This window comes from Enterobacter cloacae complex sp. HYC033_NIDB, assembly GCF_056673335.1.
In genome coordinates this window covers 62,411-86,184 of sequence record NZ_CP115124.1, presented here as the reverse complement: position 1 = coordinate 86,184, position 23,774 = coordinate 62,411, and the positions used below count along the sequence as shown (strand labels likewise).

37 protein-coding genes are annotated in these 23,774 nt (G+C 51.0%); 33 read left to right on the top strand and 4 right to left on the bottom strand.

Annotated features, from left to right (window positions below; translation table 11 throughout):
- Positions 1-3: 3 nt before the first annotated feature.
- Positions 4-354 carry a type II toxin-antitoxin system RelE/ParE family toxin gene (locus tag O1721_RS23975; protein ID WP_000270043.1) on the bottom strand — a complete coding sequence of 117 codons (351 nt, stop codon included), beginning with the start codon at positions 352-354 and terminating at the stop codon, positions 4-6.
- 162 nt (positions 355-516) lie between these two features.
- Here O1721_RS23975 and O1721_RS23970 point away from each other — a divergent pair, with 162 nt between their 5' ends.
- From O1721_RS23970 to O1721_RS23955, 4 genes are all read left to right on the top strand, one after another.
- Complete coding sequence (locus O1721_RS23970) at positions 517-1,065, top strand: hypothetical protein (RefSeq protein ID WP_001061573.1); 549 nt, start codon at positions 517-519, stop codon at positions 1,063-1,065.
- A gap of 340 nt (positions 1,066-1,405) precedes the next feature.
- Complete coding sequence (locus O1721_RS23965; RefSeq protein ID WP_000343597.1) at positions 1,406-1,600, top strand: hypothetical protein; 195 nt, start codon at positions 1,406-1,408, stop codon at positions 1,598-1,600.
- A 10-nt stretch (positions 1,601-1,610) separates the two neighbouring features.
- Positions 1,611-1,982: a hypothetical protein gene (locus O1721_RS23960; protein ID WP_000516918.1), complete on the top strand. Its 372-nt coding sequence runs from the start codon at positions 1,611-1,613 to the stop codon at positions 1,980-1,982.
- Positions 1,975-2,445, top strand: coding sequence for a hypothetical protein (locus O1721_RS23955; protein WP_001281821.1), 471 nt, complete (start codon positions 1,975-1,977; stop codon positions 2,443-2,445). Before O1721_RS23960 ends, O1721_RS23955 begins: the two co-directional genes overlap by 8 nt.
- Positions 2,446-2,459: 14 nt before the next feature.
- Here O1721_RS23955 and O1721_RS23950 read toward each other — a convergent pair whose 3' ends face one another.
- Positions 2,460-2,795, bottom strand: coding sequence for a hypothetical protein (locus O1721_RS23950; RefSeq protein ID WP_000683477.1), 336 nt, complete (start codon positions 2,793-2,795; stop codon positions 2,460-2,462).
- A gap of 96 nt (positions 2,796-2,891) precedes the next feature.
- Between O1721_RS23950 and O1721_RS23945 the strand changes: the two genes are divergently transcribed.
- The 21 genes from O1721_RS23945 (at position 2,892) to O1721_RS23845 (ending at position 17,810) form a co-directional block, all read left to right on the top strand.
- A complete protein-coding gene (locus O1721_RS23945; RefSeq protein ID WP_001273096.1) occupies positions 2,892-3,380 on the top strand; it encodes a DUF1643 domain-containing protein in 489 nt (162 codons plus the stop codon).
- Between the two features lie 2 nt (positions 3,381-3,382).
- Positions 3,383-3,880, top strand: coding sequence for a hypothetical protein (locus tag O1721_RS23940; RefSeq protein WP_000062185.1), 498 nt, complete (start codon positions 3,383-3,385; stop codon positions 3,878-3,880).
- 561 nt (positions 3,881-4,441) lie between these two features.
- Positions 4,442-5,374, top strand: a complete 933-nt coding sequence (locus O1721_RS23935; protein WP_000434070.1) for a hypothetical protein — start codon at positions 4,442-4,444, stop codon at positions 5,372-5,374.
- A 73-nt stretch (positions 5,375-5,447) separates the two neighbouring features.
- A complete protein-coding gene (locus O1721_RS23930; protein ID WP_001280522.1) occupies positions 5,448-6,911 on the top strand; it encodes an AAA family ATPase in 1,464 nt (487 codons plus the stop codon).
- 61 nt (positions 6,912-6,972) lie between these two features.
- Positions 6,973-7,365 (top strand): hypothetical protein, encoded by a 393-nt coding sequence (locus O1721_RS23925; protein WP_000018404.1) that lies wholly within the window; start codon positions 6,973-6,975, stop codon positions 7,363-7,365.
- Positions 7,366-7,413: 48 nt separating this feature from the next.
- Positions 7,414-7,608, top strand: a complete 195-nt coding sequence (locus O1721_RS23920; protein WP_000757530.1) for a DUF2997 domain-containing protein — start codon at positions 7,414-7,416, stop codon at positions 7,606-7,608.
- Positions 7,609-7,652: 44 nt separating this feature from the next.
- The gene (locus O1721_RS23915) at positions 7,653-8,786 is read left to right on the top strand and encodes a hypothetical protein (protein WP_223369384.1); all 1,134 of its coding nucleotides are present in this window, start codon (positions 7,653-7,655) and stop codon (positions 8,784-8,786) included.
- 11 nt (positions 8,787-8,797) lie between these two features.
- Positions 8,798-9,145, top strand: a complete 348-nt coding sequence (locus tag O1721_RS23910) for a hypothetical protein (protein WP_000039129.1) — start codon at positions 8,798-8,800, stop codon at positions 9,143-9,145.
- A complete protein-coding gene (locus O1721_RS23905; RefSeq protein ID WP_000988988.1) occupies positions 9,142-9,570 on the top strand; it encodes a hypothetical protein in 429 nt (142 codons plus the stop codon). Before O1721_RS23910 ends, O1721_RS23905 begins: the two co-directional genes overlap by 4 nt.
- Positions 9,563-10,126, top strand: coding sequence for a hypothetical protein (locus tag O1721_RS23900; RefSeq protein WP_000004671.1), 564 nt, complete (start codon positions 9,563-9,565; stop codon positions 10,124-10,126). The genes O1721_RS23905 and O1721_RS23900 overlap by 8 nt, the downstream gene beginning before the upstream one ends.
- Positions 10,127-10,137: 11 nt before the next feature.
- Positions 10,138-10,707, top strand: a complete 570-nt coding sequence (locus tag O1721_RS23895) for a hypothetical protein (RefSeq protein WP_001256126.1) — start codon at positions 10,138-10,140, stop codon at positions 10,705-10,707.
- 2 nt (positions 10,708-10,709) lie between these two features.
- A complete protein-coding gene (locus O1721_RS23890) occupies positions 10,710-11,255 on the top strand; it encodes a hypothetical protein (protein WP_000435225.1) in 546 nt (181 codons plus the stop codon).
- A 116-nt stretch (positions 11,256-11,371) separates the two neighbouring features.
- Positions 11,372-12,310, top strand: coding sequence for a ParB/RepB/Spo0J family partition protein (locus O1721_RS23885; RefSeq protein WP_000268394.1), 939 nt, complete (start codon positions 11,372-11,374; stop codon positions 12,308-12,310).
- A gap of 434 nt (positions 12,311-12,744) precedes the next feature.
- On the top strand, positions 12,745-12,987 hold the full coding sequence (locus tag O1721_RS23880; protein WP_001096360.1) for a hypothetical protein: 243 nt from the start codon (positions 12,745-12,747) through the stop codon (positions 12,985-12,987).
- A 2-nt stretch (positions 12,988-12,989) separates the two neighbouring features.
- Positions 12,990-13,352, top strand: coding sequence for a hypothetical protein (locus O1721_RS23875; RefSeq protein ID WP_001258026.1), 363 nt, complete (start codon positions 12,990-12,992; stop codon positions 13,350-13,352).
- The gene (locus O1721_RS23870) at positions 13,345-14,589 is read left to right on the top strand and encodes a DNA-methyltransferase (RefSeq protein WP_000098294.1); all 1,245 of its coding nucleotides are present in this window, start codon (positions 13,345-13,347) and stop codon (positions 14,587-14,589) included. Before O1721_RS23875 ends, O1721_RS23870 begins: the two co-directional genes overlap by 8 nt.
- Before the next feature lie 13 nt (positions 14,590-14,602).
- Positions 14,603-15,052 (top strand): hypothetical protein, encoded by a 450-nt coding sequence (locus tag O1721_RS23865; RefSeq protein WP_001053910.1) that lies wholly within the window; start codon positions 14,603-14,605, stop codon positions 15,050-15,052.
- Positions 15,034-15,345, top strand: coding sequence for a hypothetical protein (locus tag O1721_RS23860; protein ID WP_000380893.1), 312 nt, complete (start codon positions 15,034-15,036; stop codon positions 15,343-15,345). The genes O1721_RS23865 and O1721_RS23860 overlap by 19 nt, the downstream gene beginning before the upstream one ends.
- 173 nt (positions 15,346-15,518) lie before the next feature.
- Positions 15,519-16,304: a ParA family protein gene (locus tag O1721_RS23855; protein ID WP_001151305.1), complete on the top strand. Its 786-nt coding sequence runs from the start codon at positions 15,519-15,521 to the stop codon at positions 16,302-16,304.
- A gap of 3 nt (positions 16,305-16,307) precedes the next feature.
- The gene (locus O1721_RS23850; protein WP_001207227.1) at positions 16,308-17,489 is read left to right on the top strand and encodes a ParB/RepB/Spo0J family partition protein; all 1,182 of its coding nucleotides are present in this window, start codon (positions 16,308-16,310) and stop codon (positions 17,487-17,489) included.
- Positions 17,490-17,537: 48 nt separating this feature from the next.
- Entirely contained in the window at positions 17,538-17,810 is a 273-nt protein-coding gene (locus tag O1721_RS23845) for a helix-turn-helix domain-containing protein (protein WP_000703827.1), read from the top strand.
- Between the two features lie 52 nt (positions 17,811-17,862).
- Here O1721_RS23845 and O1721_RS23840 read toward each other — a convergent pair whose 3' ends face one another.
- Both O1721_RS23840 and O1721_RS23835 read right to left on the bottom strand, forming a co-directional pair.
- Positions 17,863-18,498 carry an N-6 DNA methylase gene (locus O1721_RS23840; protein WP_000074431.1) on the bottom strand — a complete coding sequence of 212 codons (636 nt, stop codon included), beginning with the start codon at positions 18,496-18,498 and terminating at the stop codon, positions 17,863-17,865.
- A 91-nt stretch (positions 18,499-18,589) separates the two neighbouring features.
- Entirely contained in the window at positions 18,590-18,733 is a 144-nt protein-coding gene (locus O1721_RS23835; protein ID WP_000939033.1) for a hypothetical protein, read from the bottom strand.
- A gap of 326 nt (positions 18,734-19,059) precedes the next feature.
- Between O1721_RS23835 and O1721_RS23830 the strand changes: the two genes are divergently transcribed.
- Genes O1721_RS23830 through O1721_RS23795 form a run of 8 tightly spaced genes read left to right on the top strand, consistent with a single transcriptional unit; the run spans position 19,060 to position 23,772 of the window.
- The gene (locus tag O1721_RS23830; protein WP_001125904.1) at positions 19,060-19,437 is read left to right on the top strand and encodes a hypothetical protein; all 378 of its coding nucleotides are present in this window, start codon (positions 19,060-19,062) and stop codon (positions 19,435-19,437) included.
- A complete protein-coding gene (locus tag O1721_RS23825) occupies positions 19,430-19,711 on the top strand; it encodes a hypothetical protein (RefSeq protein WP_000044823.1) in 282 nt (93 codons plus the stop codon). Before O1721_RS23830 ends, O1721_RS23825 begins: the two co-directional genes overlap by 8 nt.
- On the top strand, positions 19,686-20,360 hold the full coding sequence (locus tag O1721_RS23820; RefSeq protein ID WP_000344149.1) for a hypothetical protein: 675 nt from the start codon (positions 19,686-19,688) through the stop codon (positions 20,358-20,360). Before O1721_RS23825 ends, O1721_RS23820 begins: the two co-directional genes overlap by 26 nt.
- A complete protein-coding gene (locus O1721_RS23815; protein ID WP_000566443.1) occupies positions 20,353-20,859 on the top strand; it encodes a hypothetical protein in 507 nt (168 codons plus the stop codon). The genes O1721_RS23820 and O1721_RS23815 overlap by 8 nt, the downstream gene beginning before the upstream one ends.
- Positions 20,860-20,864: 5 nt before the next feature.
- Positions 20,865-21,176, top strand: coding sequence for a hypothetical protein (locus tag O1721_RS23810; RefSeq protein WP_002210541.1), 312 nt, complete (start codon positions 20,865-20,867; stop codon positions 21,174-21,176).
- Between the two features lie 8 nt (positions 21,177-21,184).
- A complete protein-coding gene (locus O1721_RS23805) occupies positions 21,185-21,685 on the top strand; it encodes a hypothetical protein (protein ID WP_000647188.1) in 501 nt (166 codons plus the stop codon).
- 3 nt (positions 21,686-21,688) lie between these two features.
- On the top strand, positions 21,689-23,116 hold the full coding sequence (locus O1721_RS23800; RefSeq protein ID WP_000936897.1) for a DNA cytosine methyltransferase: 1,428 nt from the start codon (positions 21,689-21,691) through the stop codon (positions 23,114-23,116).
- Complete coding sequence (locus O1721_RS23795) at positions 23,116-23,772, top strand: hypothetical protein (RefSeq protein WP_000268552.1); 657 nt, start codon at positions 23,116-23,118, stop codon at positions 23,770-23,772. The genes O1721_RS23800 and O1721_RS23795 overlap by 1 nt, the downstream gene beginning before the upstream one ends.
- Positions 23,773-23,774: the final 2 nt, after the last annotated feature.

Sequence of the window (23,774 nt, the reverse complement as noted above, 5' to 3'; positions counted from 1 at the left end):
ACGTCACTCCTTCTTCAATTTATCCAAGTGCGCCGCAAACTCGCGGTCTGCAATTGGGATCATTACTTCATAAAACCTTTTCTCGTCCCCGGTCTTGTTACCGGCGCAGAGAAGAATCCCCTTACGCTTTGGATCGAACGCAAAGAATGCCCTGATAGGATCTCCTTTGCTTTGGACCCGCAGCTCTTTCATGTTGCTGTAGGATGAACCGTTAACAGTATCCGCGTATGGTCTCGACAGCATGGGACCTCTATCTCGCAGCACCATCATCGAAGCCAGCACGTTGGCTCTATCGGTATCATCCAGTGCATCGAACCACTCATCAAAGGTGTCAGTTGTCTCGATGACCCACATGGTTTCTCCTTACTTAATATAGGTGCAATCCTATATAGATTCAAACCTATAATCAAGAAAAATCGGCGGCTATGGGGGACGAAATGCCGGTAAGTAGTCATGTGACTAAAATAGGGGGTAGAATAGGCCTCAATATAGTCATGTGACTAAAAGGTGTACTGAATGAACAACCTGCCCCTACTGCTCGACGCAAGAGAAGCCATTGACTACTACCACCAGCATCCAGACATGACTGATGCAGAAAAGGCCTATGTGGTCGCGTTCCTAAGCGGAGAGGGGCGCTCAAACAGTCAGATCAGAGAGGAACTGGGGATTGAGAAGGTATACACGGTTACACACCTGAAACGCGCCGGTACGCTGTCGGAGGAAGAGCTCACACTCTGGCTCAGAAATCCACGCAAGATCACCCTGGGACATGTGAGAGCCGTGGCTAAGTTACCTATCAGCAAGAGAGAAAAGCTCCTGAGGGATCTCCTGCATACCAGGACACCGGTTCATACATATGAGGCGATAGCGAAGGGCAAAGAAGTGGATAGGGATGCTGACATTAAGCGTCTGGAAACCCTGATGAGCGATGCGACGGGTAGGCCCATCAAAATTCGCTATAACCCCGCGAAGCGCTCCGGGGAGCTGACGCTGGGATTCTTCACGCTCGATGACCTGGATGACGTGTGCAAGGCTCTGGGGTTTGATCCAAGCGAGCAGATGTAAACCAGAAAACTTTCACATGTGAAAGTCTTGCAAGGTGTCTTTTTATTGTTTACAGTATCATAAAATGAATCTGTAAAGGTGCGCGATGAATGTGCTTCCAACGAAAAGCTGGCCTTGGGCGTTATAACTCAACCAGACCTGAGTGGCTGGCGGCGTACCGAAACGCAAGATGTATGAGAAGCTCAGGTAAAGAACCTGATGCTTCTCTTTCCGGGATAGCTTGGAAGGCGCAACTCATTGTTGCCCATGAAAGAGGCAGAATTGACAGCCTGGCTGTCCCTTTGGATGCCAGATTGATAGCAAAGAACCTCATCGACGAGATCCTTGCTGAGGAGAACTGATGGACGAAAAAATTACCTACGAAGAAATGCTTGAACAACTCGACCAGAAAGGCATCCGCGTCACCAACGGGGCGAGACGGCTTTATGTCGCGTTGAACAACGGAGTCAAAGCTGAGGTGCTGGGTAACTGCGGTCCCGCCACAATCAGCTTGGTTGACGGGATGATTGTTGTGGAAGAGCAGACTCTCCACTAAGGGCAGCAGCATGGGCAAAAAAGTACACATCATTTGTGGAAAGTGCGGCAGTGACGAGATGAACTTTGTCATCAATGGACACTGTCCAGACGATCCCCAGAATGTTGCCAGTATGTCCTGCTCAAATTGTTGCGAACTGACAGGCATAGCCGAGTGGTCGGAATTTAATGGACGTGAGCTGAAAGGTGAAGCCGTCGCCCTATCAACACCGGCAAACGTGAATGCTCTTCTAGGATTGCTTCGCCAGGCGATGGACAGCGTTGAGTATCGCCTCTATGGCGGGGGCATGTCATTGAGCGGTAATGATGCTGCCGAACTCATAGACCTCCAGGAGCGAGCTGAGAAGGTCTTGTCTGTTCTTCGGAGTGATCAGCATGAGTGATTTATACGAACCGCTTGAGTTTGTGTTCTGCGGCTTTAGGAAAGGGGACGCTGGGCTCTTTATCTCGGTAGCCACTTTGCGCGATGGTGTTTTAGGCCGTGAGATGTATTTCTCAAAGGGAAAAAGCAAAAGGCGCTGGGTTGTCGGTGGCATTTACTCAGGGGCCTCGTTTTCGGACAACGGAGCAAAAGGTCTGGATGATGCTCATTACGTTAAAGCATGGGAAGTGCAAGGCGACAAGATAGAGTGGCAAGCAAAAAGCGAGCAAGCCGAAGCCTTGGCGCGAAGCGAGAAACTTGAAGCCGACGATAGGAAGCGCAATGAACTCGAAGAGCTGATGCTACCCATCAGGAAGCAATATGGGGCATTAACAAAGCGACGTGATAGGGCAGGGGCCGCAGCTCTTGAAGAAGCTGTCCTGAGAGCGCTGAGAGCGCCCATCAGGAAGGCTGAGGAGAAATAACCGTGGAGCCAGTCTTAGCTAAAGCATTCGCCGGTTTTAAAGTCGTAGCTGTAAGTGCCCATCAGATTGGCTTTTCGGCTTTTTTTGCCATTGGTGTTTGCTGGCGCTTTAGGGGTCGCAAGTACGCCATAGAACAGGATACCAACAAGTGCCGCTTGCCACGCGAAAACAGCAACCAGAATCCAAAAAGCAGCAGCCAGAACCGGCAGTTTGTGCAGAAGGTTGAGCACCGGCTTGGCCCAAATCACTGCCGGGATAGCCAGCACTGCGTAACCCCAGTTGGTTGCCTCAAGCATAGCCAGGCCAAGAACAACAACAGCCATCAGCGCGATATTCAGTACATGTTTCATGGTCATCTCTCCTTTTCAACTTACACTTTTATCCTATCACAGCATTAAAAAATGCAACTGTGAAAGGGCGTTTTTCATTCAAAAAGAGGTGACACTTTGAGTGCAATTATCAGCAAGTGCGGCATGTACAGATACCGTCTGGAAAGGGATGTGCAACCCGAAGGCCTTGTGTTCGGTTATTTTGGTGTAAACGGCTCTACGGCCACGGCCACCGAGGACGATCACACGGTCAGAAAGTGGATAGGGTTTACCAAGGTCAACGGAGGGAGGCGATTCATAGTCGGTAATGCTTTTGCTTTTCGGGCGACCGACGTTCGAGAGCTGGCTACGGCGGTTGATCCTGTCGGGCCTGAAAATGAAATCCACTTGGAAAGGATTATTCGGGATGCTGATGTCTTGGTGCCCTGCTGGGGGAGCCGAACTAAGCTGCCTAAGTCTTTGCATGTTCATTTGGACAGGCTTTTAGAGCAGCTCGTTGCATCTGGGAAGCCGGTATTGGCATTTGGCGTGACTGGTTCGGGGGACCCGAAGCACCCACTAATGCTTGGATATTCGACAAAACTTGTGCCCTGGGGAGGAAAATAATTATGTCGATGCTTGAAGCACGTTACTTCGTGGCAAAGATAAGCGATGCACAGGCCGTGCTCTGCGATGAGGAGCTGGCGACACTGGAAAGGCTGATCCGGAAGGTTGATGATGGCCGCAGAGCAAATGGCAAGAGCTCGCTTACTTGCGTTGTTGTCGAAGAAGATTGGCCGAACTGGCAGCAAACGGTTGACTCTGTACTTTCACTTGCTGACGGGAAAGACAACGATTGGACCAATGCCACACCAGAACAAATCAAGGCCTTTTGGGTCGATGACTCAGTTTGGAAAACTCTGGATGGCCGGGATAAATGGATTGAAGATCTCGACCTGCTGGTGGACGGTTCCCCGGTGGCTTCTGAGTGGGAACCTTTTGGCTTGGAATCAGGGCAGTCTGTCGTCATACGAGGCGGATGGATAGAAGGGAATGCCTTGAGTGATGATGGCGTACCGCTAGTGCAGGCATTCGTCGCTTGGAAACAGGGCCAAGACAACCACTAAAGGAAAATTACTTCGGAAGGGCGGCTATGGCCGCTTTCTTTTTAATATTTACAGTATCACATAATGATACTATGATGTTGTTAATTTACTTGGGGAGGCGCTTATGCTCACTGCTAAATGTATAGGGTGCGGATGCACCGATGATCACGCTTGTGTTGAAAACGGTCAACCGTGTCACTGGCTTCGCGTGAATAGAGTGGAAGGTATCGGGGTCTGCTCTTCGTGCCCGGATGCTCTCAATCAATTCGCATCGACCAGCCAGGAACAAGCAACTGGACAGGATGACTACCGGAACAGTCCAGAATGGAAGGATTTTTCATCACGCATTGGTAATGCACTATGCGGGGGCCGGAGCAAAGCAAAGTAAGGTAAAAACGGCTATGCCGTTTTTTATTTGTCTATTACGGCATCACATTATAAGCCTGTAAATGCTGAATCTGTAATTGCCCAAAATGGGCGTGAGCAGGGGCGGGGTGTGAGGTCGTTCTAAGGCAAAATACTTTGTACTGGCAGAACAAAGAAAGAATGAACTTTCACATGTGAAAGTTTTTGGGGTACGGGATGGAACAAGCAATTCAAAGTTACTTGGCTGACGACCGGCAATATCAAGACAGGATTACCGCAGCTCTCAGCCAGGTTGAAGAGAAAGGTGCAGAGTACGAAGCTCTTTGCCAACAGCGTGCTCAGTTGGGGATCTGGCAAAAAATTATAACGTTCTGGCAGTTTCGTCGAGACATCGCCGTTATACGTTCAGCACTAAAAGGCCATAACAGCGATTTGCGGTATTTGCGCCGTGGGAGAGACCAGCTCAAAGAGGGATTGGTTTCTCGGGCCGTGAAGCAAGCGATTGACGGTAGCCAGATTCTGGAACGAATCACCCAAGCTCAAGATAGGCTTGACGCCGCATCTCGACTCCACGAGAGCAACAAGCGACTGGTGGACATGGGGCAAAAAGCCTTACGTGAAATCAGTGAGGCCTCTTCCAGTATTTCATCAGCACAAACAATGGAGGTTCTCGACCTTGTGACTGACAACAAGGGCATTTCCGTCATGTCGTCGATGTCAAACTCCTCGGCCAGCAGTGAAATAGACGATGCGAAGAGAGCTGTGAAAGCCTTCGCAAATGCGCTGGGGGATCATCGTGACATTGTGGGCTCACTGCACCACTCAATGGCAACTGAGTTTATCGATCTGGGTATGGACTTTGCCGGTTTGAATGATGGTTTCGACTTTGGGAGCGTCTTCTCGCTGTTCAGCTTGTCGTCTGCCAGTTCCTCTCTGGACAAAGTAGAGTCTCGCGTTGAATCTCTGATGCCAGATCTAAGACGAGCCGCCTCCAATTCGGCAGCAGAGTATGCCCGTGTTAACGAAGAGTTCTTTGGCCTAAAACAACAGGCCTGTTGCCAAGTGCATGAGTTGCTGGTGACAAATGGTATAGACGTGTCAGTCAAGCGCGTTGAGTCCGCCGTGAACAGCTACAGAGTTGGAAGGTGATATTTACAGCATCATAAAATGAACTTATGATGTGAGGTGATCAACAAGTCGAAATTTATTTAAAGGATAAGCGATGAGCGATATTACACAGCAAATGGACAAACTTGAGATTCCAATCAAGTTGTCCTTTCCAGTCATCAACGTTAGCACTTTTGAGCTGGGCCGTGCAGAGAGCGTTTTCTCTGACATTGCAAAGAAAGTCGGCAAGCACTTTATTGTGATGCCATTCAAGAAGCTGCCCGATCCAGGCACGATGAAGGCAATGGTGGACGAGTCCAAGAAGTCCTCCAAAAACGGTGTTGTCGTGTTCGACACTTTCTTTTTCGACCGACAACGTGCAAACCCGGAAACACTCCCAGCCCTCAAGTCATCACTGACCTATCTGGAGAATGAGGGGATCAACTACATCATCGCTGGCAAAGACGTCTTCAATGAAGAGTTCGTTTATCACATCGATCTCCCGGCTATGAGCAATCAGGAAATCCTGAAACTGCTCCAGACCTGTGAAGATAACGTGAAAGATGGTGGAGTCTTCGAGAGCAACGAACGTGCTGTCATCGCAAACCACGCCCTGGGCTTGTCACACACCCAGATGAAGAACGTCTTCACCTATTCCGCTTACTTGAAATTCAAGGGTGAAGAATACCTGGGCGAGATCCGAAAAGAAAAAGCTCACATCTTGCGTGATGTCGGCCTCGATGTGCTTGAGGCCATTGATATTGGGAATGTCGGTGGGCTCGAAAACCTCAAGGAGTTTCTCCAGATACGTAAAGCCGGTTGGGACAAAGACCTTCCGGTAAAAGGTGTCCTTCTGGCCGGTGTACCTGGTGGTGGTAAATCGCTGACGGCAAAAGCCGCTGCCGGTGTACTTGGCACTACCTTGGTTCGCCTGGATATGGGCCGTTTCTATAGTAAGTATCTCGGTGAAACCGAGCGCCAGTTCAATCGTGCATTGCAGACCATTGAGCAGATCGCACCCGTTGTTGTGTTGATTGACGAGATGGAGAAGTTTTTTGGTAATGCCGATGGCGAACACGAAGTATCCAAGCGCCTGCTGGGCTCTTTCCTCTACTGGCTTCAAGAGCGCAAGAAGAAGATCTTCATTGTGGCGACGGCCAACCGGGTTCAGTCGCTGCCTCCTGAATTGATGCGAGCTGGCCGCTGGGACCGAGCATTCTTCATTGATCTGCCAAGTGTGGCTGAGCGCCAGAAGATTTTCGAGATCCACCTCGCCAAGCAGAAGGCCAACATCGCCGCGTTCGATATGCCTACGCTACTGCGTACCACCGAGGGATACACCGGGGCAGAGATTGAACAGGCCGTCATTGACGCGATGTATCTGGCGAACGCTCAGGACAAAGAGCTCAACAATGAAGCGCTGGTGGATGCGGTCACTCGCATTACCCCGACCAGTGAAACTCGCCGAGAAGACATCAACCAGATTCGCAGTTTGCGGGATCAAGGCTTCTATCCGGCCAATAACTTCGATGTTCAAGAGCAGAATGGCTCTGGACGAAAACTCGCCATCGAGGACTAAGCGATTAACTTTGTCATGCCGGAACACGGCATGACCCCCGAAACAACTCAGGAGTGATGAGATGAGCCATATCGTAAAAGGCAAGGTGCAGGTCGCCTACAAAGACAAAGAGCTGCTGTTGAAGGCTCTGGAGGGAGTTGGCGTCGTTGTTGAAAACGAAAAGCTATACCGCGTGGGCGCTGGCTACACCTTCGAGAAATACCCGATTGTTCTGATCGACCAGAACAACAAGGAGCACCGGATTGGCTACAAGGAAAAAAACGGTGTTTGGGAGCAGTACCAGGAAAACTACGGCTCTTATGGCCGCTGGACGCAGCAGGCAAGCAGCAAGGTGCAGGATCGCTACATTGCCTTCCACTACGAGCAGCAGTTGAAAGAGGAAGGTTTCAGCGTGACGGTGAAGCAGCATCACGATGGCACTTTGGAACTGGAAGCTGAGGAAGCTGTTTGGTAATAGCGCCAAGGCAATCAGATTAGTTGAACTTAACGACGAGGTGACAAAGTGAAAAAGGTAAACATCAAGATCAAGGGCGGCAAGATTGCTGCCGATTTCACGGGGTTTCAGGGTAAGACCTGTGAAGCGCTGGAGCAGCGTATTCGCCCGGAAGAGCTCGAAGTCGAAGAAAAAGAGCTGAAACCCGAGTACCACTTCAATGCTGGTCAAACCCAGCACGAAACGGAACAGAACGAATGGTGATGAGAAGGACAGGGCGCGTCCCCCTTCTTTTGCTGGTTGGTCTCATGGTCGCAGCTCCTGCGGCCTTTGCCAGTGACTTTGTGACTGGCGTAATGGTGGGGCAAATGCTCTCAGATGACTCAGGCAGCAAGAAGGTAGAGGACACTGGCCCGGAGAGCAAAACGGTCATTGATTACCATGACGGTCAGCCAGTTGTGACCAAAGTGGAGGCCTTCAAAAGCAATAAATGGCGCAAACTGGATGGCCCTCAGGGCGGCTATTTTGTTTGCCCAGGTGAATACCGTAGCTATTCGGGAAGGCTGCGTTGTCGCGTCCATGATGACGGGCTCAATGGCTTTATGGGCGGTATGACTGATGCTCAGGAGCTACCGCTCCAAGAAGCTCTGACCAAGTTGGAAGGTAAACCCATCTCCCTGCAAACCATTGAAGTCCACGGGAACAACCTGGCAGTCAAATACCAGTTAGCACCACCAGCACAAACGCACGTCAAAACTCAGGACCTGGGGGTGGTTAAGCAAGATGGTGAAATGCAGAAGGTTGCCAGCCAACCACCAGCGCTATCCATAGAGACTGCACCAAAGAGTGAACCTCCCAAGCAGATTGGTGCTGCACAAGACACCGACCGCAATACCAGTGCGTTTCAAAGTCCGTTCGAGGAGGTAAGTGACTCCATGATCGGTCTAATGGATAGCTCTTTCGTCAAAGTCATAGCGGGGTTGATGCTGGTGTTTGGGGTTGCTAGTGGAATTATGAGGCAGAGCCCATCAGGAATTGTGATGGGGATAATGCCTGCAATTATGATCATGACCGCGCCAACGGTTATTCGTACCATGTTCGATACAGGCGCGGCCAGTACCAAGCCAGTGGAAGATAGCGGAAGCTCATTTCCTTTCTTCTTGGTGGCAATAGTGCCGGTGCTGATTTTCTTTGCCTATAGAGCTTTTATGAACAACCGGAGCGACTCCGAAATTGATGAGTTGTTAAGAGAAGCCCGACGTGCTGAAAGGGCTGAACGACCAAGCAATGAGCCTCCCTCAGTGGATGAACTCCGTGAGCGCCAGCAACAAAACCCAGAAAGAGAACCGGTGGTTGTCAGCTCATCAGCTCCGGCACCAAAGGTGCAAAAGGAAGAGCCAATCGAAGTACAGCCAGGCAAGCGCAAAATTATTTTGGATTAGTGGGGTAGGTTATGAGCAAAAAGCGCATCGTAATCAAAAATGGTGAGGTCTGCGGGTTTGCCGATGAGGTTTCCTTCAAAGGCCTTGAAGTGCAGGAATACAGTAAAACAAGGGTTTCGCGCATCGTGCCGACGAGCGGCATTCTAATGATTGCGTTCTATGTTATTCGCGGACTTTGTTCAGACGAGTCAAAGATTGCGGCATGGACTCGTGTTTGGCGTTGCCAGTGGAAGGTGCTGATCGACGGTAAAAGCTATGGACCATTCAGCAGTCGTGCGGATGCTATCTCGTTCGAGAAGGACGAGATCTACAAACAAGGCAAATTCTTTGCCGATGCCACTCACGAGGCGGCAGTATGATGACACGGGCGGCTATGGCCGCGCTGTTATCCGCGTTGGTAATAGGCCTTGTGTCTGATTTGTCCGCACAAGAGCTGGTGGTAAGCCAGGTGGCTATAGACAAGTCCACTGAGGTGGAGAAAGAAGCTACCTTCCACAACCGCAAGTGGGTGTTAAGGACGGGGCAGGTTAGTGGATTCTTCATCTGCCAAGGAGATAACAAAGACATTTACTACCGGCATGACAGGGTGGGCGCTCACTGCCAGAAGACATCGACTGGGTGGCGCAATGTACTGGGTCTCAGGGACGATGTTCCGGAAGTTGAGCTGAGCGTGTACCTGGGGACCGTTGAAGGTGTCCCCGTGAAAGTCCTTCATCAGGAAGTGGATGGTTACGATCTGAAAGTGCAGTACAAGGTTGCACGTAAAGGGTCAGCAAATGAGTGAGAGTGTGCGTCGGTCAACGCCGATGGTAAAGATTAAAATCCTGCCGAGTTTCGTAGGGGTTCCCTTCCCGTCGGTGCTACTTATCGTTGCGGGGCTCCTTAATGGCCCTTTGTGGGGCTTTGCCGCATTCGTCTTTCATATCGTCATCAAGCGGTACATCTACAGAGAATACCGGAGGTTGCCATATCCGATGCCAACCGGCTCAAGGCCTATGGATGAGTTGAGCGAGCTCCTTGTAAAGGGGATACCGGAGGAATTTTTCCGGCGGCTTGACGCAGCTTGCAGCTCTGATGCGTCAGTACAAATAACCTGCCCAAAGAAATACCGGCTGCTCAAAATGTCGTTGAATCGCTATGCCAACCGCGCTGGTTGTTACCCGCAGTTCCGGGAGGGGGATGAAATAGCGATTGAGGTAACAGAGCAGAGACCAAGAAAAGCAGGAGCAGGGAAGGGCTTTCCAAGTATTCAAGTTCTGAAAGCGTCAGAGGGTGTTCTGAGTGAACCGGAGCAGCCTATCGAAATTCAGAAAGATAAGCGCAAGATTATCTTGGATTGAGGTGGGTTGGAATGCGGTCATTTTTATACAGAATATTGCTTCTTTGCTTCGTCATTATCGTCCAGATAGGGCTAATCGCCATTGATGCGAGCCCGTTGGTTGTTGCTATGTTCCTCTCGCTAACAGCTTTAGTCGCTGGGGTCTGGATGGCGTACCTTCATTCCCGATTTTTGATGGCGGTGACTCCAGTAGTTATCTCTGTGCTAATGGCGACCCTCGCCATGAAAATGTTTGAGCCGAGACTCTTTGTTTCTGCCAGCGAAAAAGGCTGGTTCCCTTTGTCATTGTTCGTCTCGATACCGTTTTACTTCTACTTGAGTTACTTGCTTGAGATAGAGGAGAAGAGACGTACATTCCGGGCCAATGTGATTGGGTTTTTGCGTGGAGTTTCGGAAGAGATCCGTCGTTCAACCAGAGAGCATAGAGATCAAGGTGAGATAAGACACGGTGGAACAGAGCTGGGGAGTATTGACGAACTACAAAGGGGCGAGGCCAAAGAGCCAGAAGTCATCAGCTCTACATCGGACCAGAAAGAACAAGGCACTCCCAAGCGAGACAAGAGAAAAATCATTCTGGACTGAACATGGAACAAATCAGAAAAGGCTTAACCCTCGAATACGCAAAAGAGAAGCGTGAGAAGCTCTTGGCGGAGCTCAAATCAGATGAACACTACAGCCAGACTGAAACAGTAGCCTATGGGCACCACGACCCGCTCAGCGTTCCTGTGGCAGCCTGCGATAGTTGTCATGGCCGGGCGCAAATGCAGAAGGTTATAGGTCCTCCTGTGCGCTGGAATATGGTCTGCCTGGGTTGTGGGAAGGCGATCCAACAAATCCAGAAACGACCGTGGCAAGCAGCAATGGCGTGGAACCAAATTAACTTGGGAACACAGGACTACAGACAACTGCCCCTCTTTGGACTTGGGAGTCTGTCTCCTGAATCAGCAAGACAGAGAATGGTGGGAATACGCAGGAACCTGGAGCTGAGAAAGAGCCTCGCCGGTATCGAGAGGACGATAGCCCACAAGGAAGGTCAACGCCCACCAGGGAAAGAGTACCAGCAACGACTGGAAGCATATCTGCAATGGGCCATGCTGGCGCTGAGGTTGCTCAAAGTCAAAGCAAGTTAGTGGTGAGAAGGAAGAGAGAACCCGGTACTGTAAAGCGCCGGGTTTTTTATGCCGCCCTGTTTACAGTATCAAAAAGTGATGCTATAAAGTGAGCAAGTCACAAGGAGAACCAACGAATGGCTGTTATCAACTCACTCCGCGCTCTCAAAGGCGTAACCGCCCCCGAAGAACTGAAAAAAGGGGATGGATTCACTATCTCTCCTCAGCTTCTGCTGGAGGAAGAAGGGTTTAACACCCGTGGCGCTTTCTGCGAGGACTACTACGAGCGCCCGGACATCAAAGCTGGTATTCGAGTGCTGGCCGATGCTTACAAGCGTGGCGACTATGTTCCGCCGATCATCGTCAAAGTTATCGACGGAAAGGTGTATGTCCGTGAAGGTCATCGCCGTCGCCGCGCCATCCTGCTTGCTATAGAGGAAGGTGCCGACATCCAGTTCGTGCAGGTCGTAGAGCACAAGGGCGATGAAGCCGAACAGAGCCTTCTGATCGCCACCAGCAACGATGGGCTCCCTCTTTCTCCACTTGAGCGAGCCGTGATCTACGCTCGGCTTGCAAACTGGGGGTGGAGCGACCAGATGATTGCCCAACGTGTTGGCCGCTCGGCTGAGCACGTTCGTATCGCCCGTGCCCTTTTGGAGATGCCTCTGGAACTGAAACGGATGATTCAGGAAGGCTCTGTGGCTGCCACCTACGCTCAGGAGCTCTACAACGAGCACGGCACCAACGCTGTTGAGATCCTGAAAAAGGCGCAGGAAGAACAGGCCAGTGGCAATGACGGCAAGAAGGCCCCGAAAAAACTGACCAAAAAGTCTGTCGAGAAAGGTCCCCGCCTGGGCAAAAAGGTGGTTGAAGCCATGCACCGAGGCGTGAGCTCTATTACCAGTCGTCTGGACAACATCAAGCCGAACGATGACGGTGAAACGTTCACCCTTACCCTGAGCCGGGAAGATGTTGATGCGTTTCAGGAGCTGAAAGCCAAGCTGGCGGAGCTGGAGCCCAAAACTGACGAGTCCAATGAAGACCAGCAAGAGCTGGATTTGGCGGGTAATCAGTAATGGGGCGCTGTACTGTTGAGGATGCCATCCAGTTGCTGGAAGGGGGAACCATTGTTGCGGTCGTACCGGCGTCATCCGGACCAGATACGCTGGTGGTTTCCTCTATCAGGCTTGAATCCGGACTGACAGTACAGTTTTCCCCTCCAGCGGCAGCCAGTGTCAGTGTTCAGCTCGCGGAGCTCGATGATGAACAGTGACAAGAAATCGTCTGAACTAGCCAGACTGAGGCGTCAGCATCAGCTAGTTTGCTCTGTCATCGCAGCCTTGCTCATCTGTGCAGGTATATATGGGACCGTTGCACGTTTGGGCTTCATCCTGATGGCGCCATTGTTTGTTATCGCCTTAGGTGTGTTAGTCGATGCGTTCCTGCCAAGGGTAAGTTGGTTCTTCTGTGTGCGGGACGTGAGAGACATATTTGGGTGGAGAAAACGATAGTGGCGAAGTTGAAGGTTTATGGCGGGATCACTTATGGGGCCGAGGGGCAGTTCAGAACTGTCGTTGCGGCCACAAGTAAGAGCAAGGCTGCTTCAATTCTGAATATCACGATTTACCAGATGAATAGCTGGTGGACGGAGACTTTTAACAAGTACGAGGTCGAGGCGGCGATGTCTGAGCCGGGGGCTATTTTTTCAAAGCCTCTCGATGGCAGAGACCCATTTGTAAAGCAGGAAGGATAATTGTGAGAAGTGTTTTTGTATGGTTGAAGGCCGGGGCAATACTGGCTTTCCTATTCTTCGGTATTGCTGGTGCTGTCAACCGGGTCTATTGGGTTAACAGCCAAGGTTTGAGCCAGGGGTCGATGTCATCCACATTGGTTAAAGAAAAGTTTGGCCTAGACCTTGGTGCAATGTGCCGTTATGACAAACCCCAGCATGTCGAGTTCAAAGTCCTTCCTGATCAGACAATCCAGTTCCGCTGCTCATGGTTTGAAGGTGGCGGATTAACCTGGTGGCCTTTCTACACCGAGCATGATGTAAAGAGCGCCGAGGCGACCTCTGTGCTCAATGACATATTCCAGGGTACGGAGGGGCATGATGAGTAGCCAGCTAGAACTCTTTCATGTCCAAGAGGCGTATGCCAAGGCCGATAAGCCGTTATCGAATGAGGAGCTCTACGATTCGGTGGCAGAGCTCGCTGGAATCCCGAAAAGCGCTCTGAATGAACAAAGTGAAATTGGCAAGGCAAAGGTCAAGCGGAGCAAGCTGAAAAGACAGATACGCTGGTATCAGCAAACCCTCAAGTCGATGAACCTTCTCCAGAAGGTGGACGGCGAGCGGGGTGTCTGGGAGCTCTCAAGCAAAACCAAGAAGGGCCTGCATGAAGCGCTAGGTGGCGTTCGACTGGTCGCTTATTCAACAAATCTTGGGCTGGCGGTGTGGTCAAACAACAAGAGCTTTTTCTCTGACCTCGATGAGCCGGTGCATCTGTGTGTGACATCTCCGCCGTTCCCGCTCCGTATACAGCGTGGCTATGGAAACGTTGATGAAGCCAAATGGGTGGATTTCATTACTCAGGCACTCGAACCGATAGTCAAGAACCTGGTGCCAGGAGGAAGCGTTGTCCTGAATGTCAGCAATGACATATTCGAGGCCAAGAGCCCCTCCAGATCTCTCTACGTTGAGCGAATGGTGCTGGCGCTCCATGATCGGCTTGGGCTCTCTCTCATGGATAGATGGCCGTGGATCAACCTGTCAAAACCACCAAGTCCGACCCACTGGGCTTGTGTGAACCGTTACCAGTTGTGTGCCGGGTGGGAGCCTGTTTATTGGTTCACCAACGACCCTGACAGGGTGCGTTCTGACAACAGAAGGGTCCTGATCCCTCATACAGAGAAACATCAGAAGCTGATGGCCCAAGGCGGTGATAACAGAGTGGTCAGTTATGGTGACGGGGCATATCGACTGAGAGGGAACGCATTCTCTAACGTCACGGAAGGACGGATACCGAAAAACGTTATCCAGCGCGGCCACCGTTGTGCGGATACTCTGGAGCTTCGGAGAATCGCTAGAGAACTGGGGTTGCCACCGCACCCGGCAATGTTCCCAACAGACATACCTGAAATGGCTATCCGCTTTCTGACGGAAGAGGGCGACCTTGTTGTTGATCCGTTCAGTGGGTCGAATAAGAGCGGGTTGGCCGCAGAAAGGAATAACCGGCGCTGGATCGCCTGTGACATCATTCTTGAGTACATTCGCACCCAGGCGGAAATGTTCACCGGCTTTGATGGATTTTGGATGAACCCGGCCATAGCAGCAGTGGGCGGGGGAGCGTTGAATTAAGAGAACAATGCCCATGAATTTAAGTATTATCGCAAGAGTCTTGCGCCAATTGGCAATTATTTTTGTCCTCTCCGTGCTTCTTGTGGCCGGATATATCTACTATGCCGGTAAACAACATCAGCAGGCAGCAATCAACTTTTGGGGTGAGCAATACCAGCCTGATGCCATCTCGACGCAAATTGATTGGGGGTTTATCGGTAATTGGGTTATTCCTCGCGGGGGGCCAATTATTTCTCCGGGCATTGCTGGAGTGTGTCCCAATACACCACTTCCCGTTGTGCCTCTTAAAACTGGTCCTGATGGCCGGGGTTATGTTCTCTGTGGCATTGGAAGTGAGGCTGTCGCTACCAGCTTTGATGTCAATGACATCCAGGATGAAGAGATACGAAACACATTAAAAACGATGTTTGAGGAAGAATTTGAAAAAACTGTTAAGGGGGATAAATGGACACTCAAGAACTGAACCACATGATAGCTGAGGCCTACAGCCGGGATTTGCAAAAGCCTGAGCTGGTATCGTTCAAAGAGGTGAGTCGCTGGGGGCGTAAGTACGGTTTCCCCGTCGTATGCACTCTGGCCGATGAAAGTGAAGAAAAGCAGATTCACTGGGCTGCCAGTTTGCTCATTCAAGTAGCCGGTACTTGGCCGCGAGAAGATATGCCGGAATTGCTCACACCGGAACGGGGCTCCGCGCTGTTCAACGATGCGATGCAGTTATTGGCGAATGGGCTTGGAGCAGCAAATCAATTGCGCTGACAGCACAAACCTTGTCAATAAGCGGCCTTCATGGCCGTTTTTTTGTTTAAAGTTTGTTTTAACAGAACCATAATTAGATATTGCAGTATCATTTTATGATCGCTACAATCTTTCACATGTGAAAGTTTGGGGGTGGTCTTGATCACCTGCGAGAAACCAAAATAGAGGTGGGTATGGCAAAAGTAATCAGCTTCGCCAACCAGAAAGGCGGAGTGGGTAAGAGTACCCTCTGTATCCAGCAGGCCTTTTATCTGGCGTTACAGAAGAAAAAGAAAGTGCTGGTCTTGGATATGGATGGTCAGGGGAACACGTCCTCTCGACTGGCCCCCAGACGAGAGCTTGAGGATGGTGACTACGAGCCCATCCTCACTGGAACCAAAACCGCAGAGCTGTTCGCTTACGAGCTGGACGGCATTGAGGTCATGCACTGCCCTTGCGGTGCAGACCTCATTCATACGCCGAAGAATGACCCGGATCTGTTTGAGATGGAGGCTGTGCCTCTTGACCAAGCCATGAATCCGGCTCGCCATTTGGCTGAGCTGTTTGAGAACTACGACTACGTGCTGATTGATTGTCCGCCTAGCCTCGGCAGAAAGCTGGTGGCAGCGTTGGTGATGTCTACCCATGTGGCATGTCCGGTAAAGCTCTCTGGCTTCGCTGTGGACGGCGTAGAAGGTCTCCTGAACACGATTATTGGTGTGCGCGAGGCATACAACCAAAATTTGGAGATCCTGGGCATCGTGATCAACGACATGGACCGCTCTGTCAATCACGACAAAGCCCTCAAGTCGCTGGAGAACACAGTTCCGGATCTGCTGTTTGAGAACAAAATTATGCACCGGCCTCCGCTCGATACGGCGACGACTGATGGCATCCCTGTCTGGGAGCTTCGCTATGGACATGTCGCGGCCAAAGAGGTTGAGGCGGTGTTGGAAGAACTATTAGAGAAGGTGGGCTAAGCGATGGCATTGAACAATTTAAAAGGCCTGTCCGAACTTGCTAAAGCCGCCAAAGGCAAGAAAGGCAAAGAGGTTCTTACCGTACCTGTTGACGACGTTGTATCCAAGGTCCAGGTTCGTAAGCGCTTCCGTAACATTGAAGAGCTGGCGGCAACCTTGCTGACCGAAGGGCAGCAATCTCCGATCATCGTGTTCCCGAAGAATGAAGAAGGCAAGTTCGTCATCCAAAAAGGGGAGCGGCGTTGGAGAGCGTGTAAACACGCTGGTATCGAGACCATTGACCTGGTGGTGAATGATAAGGTCCAGAACAATTTGGACGAGACTGCTGGTGAGCTGATCGAAAACATCCAGCGGGATGACTTGACTCCGGTAGAGATTGCCGAGGCGTTAAACCTGTTTATTGAAGAAGGTTGGAAGCAAAAGGATATTGCTGATCGGCTCGGTAAGAATATCACTTTCGTATCTACGCATCTGTCGTTGCTCAAGCTACCTGACTGTGTGCGTGAGTTATACGATAATGAAGTATGTTCTGATACAGAGACCTTGAATAACCTTCGTCTCTTGTTCGATCTGAATGAAGAAAGATGTCGCGCCGTCTGCGCGGTGGCTATGTCTGACGGGATTACTCGTAAACAAAGCCGTGAGCTGCTGAATGATGCCAAACGTATCAAAGACGAAATGGAAAAAGGCCCACTGACTGGCTCCCACCAGAATGATGAGCTTGGCGCTGGCAACACCGACGAGCAATCCCTCAACTCGGGTGGGGATGGTACGTCGGAACAAACCGGGAATGACGACCTGAACCTTGCCCAGGAGGAACTGGAAGGGGGTAAAAATTCCAATGGTCAGGACGATGATGACGAAGACCCTTTGCGTGATGAAGAGGGTGAGCACAAAGATCCTGTCAAGCAGCCAGATAACAGCGGCAAGGACAAAGATGAAGAAGGCGGTGATGCTCTTCCTCCTCTGCCGAAGGACAAGGAATGGAAGAACGTCCGGGCTGACAGTTTGATTTTTGCTGTCAACGTTAACCTGGATGGCGAGACCAAACGTGGAGTCATCATGACCGACCGTGTTGCTCTGGTTCCGTCTACTGTCTGGGTTAAAACGCTCGATGGCGAAGGCAAGGAAAAGCATGTTCATGTGCCTGTGTCAGACATTGAACTCCTGAGTGTCGAAGGCTAATAAAGGAGGCCCAGCCAAAGAGGTTGGGCCTGTCAAGAACAGGTGAATATGAAGATCTCACAGGACATGAAAAGAAAATTTGCTTTGGTGAATGCCCTGTCTAAAACGGAGAAGCCAAGTCTCCAAGACCTTCACAAGGCAACAAATATTCCTGAATCAACGATCAAGAGACAGTTGTCTGCCCTGCGTGATGAGTTCGGAATGAATATCTTGTTCGTCAGGGAGTCTACCGGCGAACGAGGTGCCACCGGCTACTACATGCTGACAGACTGGGGGATCTTAGACAGGTCTTCGTTCTTGAACCGGTACGGAAAACTGTAAGGTGCCATAGAGCAGCGCATTGAATGCAAAACCCGCCAATCGGCGGGTTTTTTTATGCTGCCACGGTAGCGGCGGTTGCTGGAGGTTTTTCGGCGTAGTAGGCGATGTTCTTGGTTCGTCTGCTAAGGGTGTCTATGCCGACGATACTCAGCGTTTTGGGAGTGGTATTGCGGGACTCGAAATAATGGAATAGCTGGATCATGCAGCACTTCACCATCAACGGATCGATGTCTTCCAGGTAGATTGAGGCTTCTCTCAATGCTTCGGGACCGTGGTTCTCGATCAGGTTTTCCATCCAGTGAATGGCGTTGATGCCAGAACCACAGCAGGGCTCATAAAAGTCTGCCGAAGACTGTGAGCCAACAATGAGTGACATCAAGCGGCCAATCTCTGGAGGAGTGGGGAAGTAATTGGTGCCCTTCTTGTGGAAGCCAGACATGCTTAGGACGTAACCCAAAACATCGCTGGTGGGGTCGCGCTTAATGGCGGCAGACAGGACGTGAGAGAGCTCGAAGGCGACCGGCTGAAGTTCTTCCGGGATCTCCTCCTTGGCTGGGTATAGGCCAGTCTGCAAGTATGCCCACTGGTCAATAAAGGCCTCAACAAACCGAGATGTGCCCATTCTGTATCGGGACTGCTCGATGAGAGATAAAGCCTTGGATGTAAGTTGCTGTGTTTCTGGTGACATAAGCGCTCCAGTTTGTTCTGACGAAACATTCAAGAGGTAGAAACGAAGAACCCCGCCGAAGCGAGGTTCTTTGCTTTCCTGCCTGATCGCCTTAATGCCGAAGCAAAGACGTCTTGATAAAGTCGGGGCAACCGGACATTTCCCGGTCGATGAAGTCCTGACGTTTCGCCAGCGGCCATTTCATGAACGCCGCGAGCGGGATGCGCTTATTCGTGTTAGTATTGCCTTGCAGCATAACAAAGCTCCTTAATTGCTTGATTGTGTTGTAAGGGCTGCAACGAAGGTCGAAGAGCGATGCGGCCCTTATTTATGATTATTACAGCATCATAAAATAATATCAAGAGACAATAAAACGATACCAAGAAACAAAACTTTCACATGTGAAAGTCTCCCCGCTGTCCACCTCGCACACTCCAAACGCCCAAACGCCCAAATAACTTGTCTATCTGCCCAAAATGGGCGCGTAAGCGTCCGATAGAAAGTAATTGTTAGTGAGATATTGACTACACGGAATATGGCTATATCATAGAATCATAAAATGATGCTGTAAAAGTGATATGTATGCCAAAGCAAGCAAATCATCTCCGTTTGAAGAAACCTTGCGCCAACTGTCCATTCCGGAAGGAGGGCGCTATCGAGCTGGCCCCTGGGCGATTAGAAGGCATCATCAACGACATCGTTGAAAACGACATGACGACGTTTCATTGCCACAAGACCGTGCACTCAAAGTCAGGTGGTGAATGGGATGAAGAGGGTAACTATGCACCTTCGGGACAAGAGTCGATGTGTGCCGGTGCTGCGGCTTACTTGATGAAAATAGGCAGGCCGACAGTGGCTATGCGAATTGCCTTTGCGTTTGGTGATGCAAAGGTGTCCGACTGGGACGAAGCTCAAGAGCTGGTTGTCGAGCCTTTGGTACAAGGGGACCGAAATGAGTAAGCGATATGCGGTAGTGCCGCATCCGAAACTGAAACGAGAGTACAAAGGTCGGCTGGTCAGAACTACTCGGGTACTAAAAAACGGCTGGGGGTTGATCCCTCTAGGGGCTGTGGCAACGGTCACGCATCAGTCTCCCAAGGGATCAGAACTGACCTTTGAACCATGCGACTGCTGCGGCCTGAAAGCCATTATCAGTCATGTAAGCATGGACTCCATTGAATTTATCGAACCGATTACTGAGGAAGAAGATGGACGAGAACAAGCTCAACATTGAAACGGTCGATGGGCACAACGAGCTGGTAGTCAGCTTTTTGTCCAGAATGGTAAGCCTGAGTGACGAGGAAAAGCAGACAGTATTGTCCTGCCTTCCGGACACCGGCAAACAAACAATCACCCAGCTCTATGAGGCGCTGCGTTCTCAAGGGCACCAGGATCTTGCAGAGAAAGTCGAACCATACCTCCAGCAGGGGGTGTTTGGGCCGATCTTCGATAACGCCAAGTCCAAGGTGTTCGTTCGGGACGAAGCGCCTTTTTTCCTCATGGATGAAAATCCTTTGAACTGGGATGACGCTAAAGCATTCAATCGCCTACGTATGAGTACGACCTGTGTTCTTGGCCGTGGCGGCTGGACTATCGGTGAGCGCTTTGATGACCGCTTTGATACCGAGGTGGGCGGAACACAGCTTATCGTCACTCAGTCACTCAACGAAAAAGGTGAGATTGAAGGAGGACTTCCTACCTCGATGTCGCTGAATGACTTTGCTGAGTTCCCTAAACAGCCAAGGCCTCCTCAAATAGTCGATTACCAGGAAGACAAGCGATACACGCTTGAGGAAGCGGAAGCTATCCCTGAGCTCGCACCAGTGGTTCAGCGTCTGAAAGAGCGCATCGAAGAGTATGAGGAGAGAAGAGCCCATGATTGACCTGACATGCCGCCTTTGTGCTGGTTCCGGTGTTTATGACTTTTCCCCTTCCAAAGAAACCTGCGGTATGTGCCAAGGGCATGGGAAATTTGTTGACGCCAAAGCAATGCTGGTGGCTGCCATCGAGCTGGCAAAGAAGCAACGCGAGCCTGTCATTGAAGTGGTAATGGGGTTGGTGCTCCAGGGTGTGGATGTTAGAGGGAAGGAGCCTGGAGAGCGGTTCAAGGCTGCTCAGGCCTTTAACGCCCCAGGGCACAACCTATTACGATACGGGTGGGATGCTTGGGAGCTCTATGCCCTCCATGAGGGTGTAAGTCCAGAACTTGCATCGCTTGGCCGAAGTGTGATGCGCGAGTGGCATAGCCATTCATGGGGCCGGTTCAGTGGAGAGGTAGGCTTTAACGCCGCCGAGATCATGATCAAACAGGCCAAAGACAACCCAGAAAAAGCAGAAGAGCGCTGGGCGTTCCTGCTTAGTGAAGAATGGATGGTGGAGTAATTGTCGTGACAGAACAAACCAATAAGAAATTGATGCTGGATGAGTCTCCAGATATGCCCCTGCAATTCAAGTGGAGAAAGTTTGGTGGTGCGATTTTTACTGCCACGCAAACAATGGAGCACGTCAAGGAAGGACGTAAGCTCGGGCCGACTCCAGCAGGGATGCTACCTCAAGAAGTGTGGCTGAACCGCCTGATCGCTATGGAAGAAACCCTGCCACGAGGGAAGTTTTTTGACAGATTCCGCCGCCGCGACAAAAACGAGCAGTATGACTTGGCCGCCGATCATCTCCGTCTTGTCGGACAGAAAAAGCGATAGGGGGATAGATGAAAGCCCAGGCATACCCACCATCAGTCATTCGTAAAGGCGCTGTGTTGTACGCAGCCCTTTATTACATCTCTGATGATGATAAAGCAAAGGTCGAGGTTACAGAGTGGATAGTTCGCTCTATTCAGAAACGACGCAACTCAACCAGCGATCAACGCTATGTCAATCTTGCCCAAAAGTTAGATGGGATTACGTGGGGGAAAAGGTCACGGAAGAATGGGGACTTTGGTTGGTTGCCATCTATACCGAGCTGGTGCTTGAAGCAGTTCCGGGAAGGTGGCGAATTGCCTTTTGGCGTTTATACGACGCGACTGGCCGCTCTCAAGTTTGCGAAAGTCAGCTTGCAGGAAGAGGTCCAATATTGCGAGGCCGAGCTGAAAAAGGCTCAGACAGAAGAGGATACTCAGGAACTCCAAGAGGAGCTGGCGGAGAACCAGAGACTTCTGAAAGCTGCTGGAGCAATGGTGAAGCGCGAGCAAAACAAGAAGAAAAGAGGTTGACCAATGTTACCGATCGTCTCCCCCTCCGTAGTAACCAAACAACTTGCGTTCAATCGAGTAGGCGATAAACGCAAGGTTAGGGTTTCGTCCAACTTTTTGGATGTTATGGGGTTCAAGCCAGGTATGGGCATCGCCGTTGAGCCAGGGGAGGGGATGGGCGGTTTTTCGGTGATCCCAGCGACCGATGAACTACAGACACACCAGGTTTATCAGCGCCGGTATCAACCAAAGAGTCGCTCCAACAACCCGCTGGAAACCGTTATTGAGTTTTCTGGACAAGGGCTCATAGATAAGTGCTTCCCTCGCTATACAGAGCGTTTCCACGTCGAAATGCGAAAAGGTCGAGTAGTCTTCACTCCCGTCGCAAACAGAGCCTTTGCCATTGCTGATCGGTTCAGAAAAACCAGCCCTTTCCGTGCCTTTGTGGCATTGACTGGCGGGGTAGACATTCATGTTATGGAATCGCTTGGCTGGAAGGCTGAGATTGTTTTGGAACATCGTCCAGTTGAAGCCAGAGACAGAGCATCCGGGCGGAACCTGAGTGAAGTACATGCGCTCAATACGCTGGTGAACAGCTCCCCGCGTATCCTGCTGAATGAAGACATTCATCACCTGGAGCTGGATCGCCTTGGAGCCTTGCTGGCGGAGTGCCCACCAATTGGTTTGGCCCATTACTCGTTGGGGTGTGATGACCACTCAAACGCCAAAAGTCCAAGGGACAAAGAGCGTTCTCTTGAAGATCTCTCCACCATGCTCGACATGGTTTACCCGGCACTAAAACAGATCGAGGTCGTGAACCCTGCCGTCGTGCTGGTGGAAAACGTCCCGAACTTCAAAGCATCCGGAGCCGGGGCGATGATGGGAACGACACTGCGGCGGATGGGGTACTTCCTCACTGAGATGGTCTTGAACGGTCTGGATTTCGGCGCGTACCAGGGGCGAGAACGCTATTACATGGTGGCGTCGGTCTTCCCTGGGTTCGTTCCACCGAAACCTGAGCAGAGAGCTGGTGGACGATTGTGGCCGGTGATCGAGAAGCACCTCGGGGATTGTGCAGACGTCACAGCGTTGAAGTCAATTCAGGCCAGAGAGTCAACTTCTCGCAGGATGCCTGCGTTCTTGACGAGAGAAAGCACCAGTTGCCCGACCATCCTCAAGTCTCAGGATCGTGGGGTAAAGGATGCAGTGTACATCCAAGACGGTGGCCGCATTTACAAGCCATCGGTCGATCTGGTTCAGGAGTTGATGTCGATACCTGATAGCTTTGATATTTCGTGGATGGCAAAAGAACAAGCGACAGAAACACTTGGGCAGAGTGTGGATTACAGATTGCATTCAGCGGTCATGGCCGCAGTTCGGGATCACCTGAATGTGAATTGCGGTCGCCATACCGTGGTGCAGCACGGTATCAGAAGTAAGGAAGGTAAATAATGGCAGTCATTTACTACGGCGAGGGAACCCATGACGCCGGTTTCGTCGGGTTCCGTGTCGCACGAACAGTTGGGGTGGCGGATGATTACCGGCAGGAATACTTCTCCTTGAGAGAGTATTCCTACGCAACAGCTCACCGGCTGGCCTACAGCTTGGACCGAAAGTGGGAAGCTGAGGCAGAAGAGGTGAAGCGTCAGAATAAGACTTGTAAGCGGCGACGCAACTCCGGGCCAAATATCATTGCTGAGGGGCTGAGGGCTTATATCAGTATCGAGAACCGGAGCCGGATGGGGGTGAAGAGAACCTACTTCGCACCTTGTTTTCTCGTCACAAAGCCAGGCTACGGCAATGGGGATATTGTTTTCAGGATTTCCACTCATGGCTACGCAGAAGCCTACGAAAAGGCGGTGGAAAAATATTGTGAGATCCATGATTTGACGGATGAGCAGTATGTTGAGTTGCTTGACCGTATGCCGAGTACAGAGGTGTTCACTGGATACCTGCTGAATGCTCTTTTAATACGCGGTCATCGCGCCACAAAAGCTGAAATACTGAGTAAGCTGGGGGCTGCGAAGAATGAAGATGACATCACCAATAGCAAAGGGAAAAGCGGCCACAACAGAGTGCGTTGCCCAGAGTATCGGTGGGCGCAATAACA

Coding starts and splice junctions, on each gene's coding strand:
- O1721_RS23800 (WP_000936897.1), top strand. CDS start 21,689: ATGTTACCGATCGTCTCCCCCTCCGTAGTAACCAAACAACTTGCGTTC.
- O1721_RS23915 (WP_223369384.1), top strand. CDS start 7,653: ATGGTCGCAGCTCCTGCGGCCTTTGCCAGTGACTTTGTGACTGGCGTA.
- O1721_RS23935 (WP_000434070.1), top strand. CDS start 4,442: ATGGAACAAGCAATTCAAAGTTACTTGGCTGACGACCGGCAATATCAA.
- O1721_RS23805 (WP_000647188.1), top strand. CDS start 21,185: ATGAAAGCCCAGGCATACCCACCATCAGTCATTCGTAAAGGCGCTGTG.
- O1721_RS23825 (WP_000044823.1), top strand. CDS start 19,430: ATGAGTAAGCGATATGCGGTAGTGCCGCATCCGAAACTGAAACGAGAG.
- O1721_RS23900 (WP_000004671.1), top strand. CDS start 9,563: ATGAGTGAGAGTGTGCGTCGGTCAACGCCGATGGTAAAGATTAAAATC.
- O1721_RS23930 (WP_001280522.1), top strand. CDS start 5,448: ATGAGCGATATTACACAGCAAATGGACAAACTTGAGATTCCAATCAAG.
- O1721_RS23870 (WP_000098294.1), top strand. CDS start 13,345: ATGAGTAGCCAGCTAGAACTCTTTCATGTCCAAGAGGCGTATGCCAAG.
- O1721_RS23830 (WP_001125904.1), top strand. CDS start 19,060: ATGCCAAAGCAAGCAAATCATCTCCGTTTGAAGAAACCTTGCGCCAAC.
- O1721_RS23925 (WP_000018404.1), top strand. CDS start 6,973: ATGAGCCATATCGTAAAAGGCAAGGTGCAGGTCGCCTACAAAGACAAA.
- O1721_RS23835 (WP_000939033.1), bottom strand. CDS start 18,733: ATGCTGCAAGGCAATACTAACACGAATAAGCGCATCCCGCTCGCGGCG.
- O1721_RS23910 (WP_000039129.1), top strand. CDS start 8,798: ATGAGCAAAAAGCGCATCGTAATCAAAAATGGTGAGGTCTGCGGGTTT.
- O1721_RS23885 (WP_000268394.1), top strand. CDS start 11,372: ATGGCTGTTATCAACTCACTCCGCGCTCTCAAAGGCGTAACCGCCCCC.
- O1721_RS23965 (WP_000343597.1), top strand. CDS start 1,406: ATGGACGAAAAAATTACCTACGAAGAAATGCTTGAACAACTCGACCAG.
- O1721_RS23815 (WP_000566443.1), top strand. CDS start 20,353: ATGATTGACCTGACATGCCGCCTTTGTGCTGGTTCCGGTGTTTATGAC.
- O1721_RS23890 (WP_000435225.1), top strand. CDS start 10,710: ATGGAACAAATCAGAAAAGGCTTAACCCTCGAATACGCAAAAGAGAAG.
- O1721_RS23860 (WP_000380893.1), top strand. CDS start 15,034: ATGGACACTCAAGAACTGAACCACATGATAGCTGAGGCCTACAGCCGG.
- O1721_RS23850 (WP_001207227.1), top strand. CDS start 16,308: ATGGCATTGAACAATTTAAAAGGCCTGTCCGAACTTGCTAAAGCCGCC.
- O1721_RS23865 (WP_001053910.1), top strand. CDS start 14,603: ATGAATTTAAGTATTATCGCAAGAGTCTTGCGCCAATTGGCAATTATT.
- O1721_RS23895 (WP_001256126.1), top strand. CDS start 10,138: ATGCGGTCATTTTTATACAGAATATTGCTTCTTTGCTTCGTCATTATC.
- O1721_RS23855 (WP_001151305.1), top strand. CDS start 15,519: ATGGCAAAAGTAATCAGCTTCGCCAACCAGAAAGGCGGAGTGGGTAAG.
- O1721_RS23960 (WP_000516918.1), top strand. CDS start 1,611: ATGGGCAAAAAAGTACACATCATTTGTGGAAAGTGCGGCAGTGACGAG.
- O1721_RS23970 (WP_001061573.1), top strand. CDS start 517: ATGAACAACCTGCCCCTACTGCTCGACGCAAGAGAAGCCATTGACTAC.
- O1721_RS23840 (WP_000074431.1), bottom strand. CDS start 18,498: ATGTCACCAGAAACACAGCAACTTACATCCAAGGCTTTATCTCTCATC.
- O1721_RS23905 (WP_000988988.1), top strand. CDS start 9,142: ATGATGACACGGGCGGCTATGGCCGCGCTGTTATCCGCGTTGGTAATA.
- O1721_RS23950 (WP_000683477.1), bottom strand. CDS start 2,795: ATGAAACATGTACTGAATATCGCGCTGATGGCTGTTGTTGTTCTTGGC.
- O1721_RS23795 (WP_000268552.1), top strand. CDS start 23,116: ATGGCAGTCATTTACTACGGCGAGGGAACCCATGACGCCGGTTTCGTC.
- O1721_RS23975 (WP_000270043.1), bottom strand. CDS start 354: ATGTGGGTCATCGAGACAACTGACACCTTTGATGAGTGGTTCGATGCA.
- O1721_RS23820 (WP_000344149.1), top strand. CDS start 19,686: ATGGACGAGAACAAGCTCAACATTGAAACGGTCGATGGGCACAACGAG.
- O1721_RS23845 (WP_000703827.1), top strand. CDS start 17,538: ATGAAGATCTCACAGGACATGAAAAGAAAATTTGCTTTGGTGAATGCC.
- O1721_RS23940 (WP_000062185.1), top strand. CDS start 3,383: ATGTCGATGCTTGAAGCACGTTACTTCGTGGCAAAGATAAGCGATGCA.
- O1721_RS23955 (WP_001281821.1), top strand. CDS start 1,975: ATGAGTGATTTATACGAACCGCTTGAGTTTGTGTTCTGCGGCTTTAGG.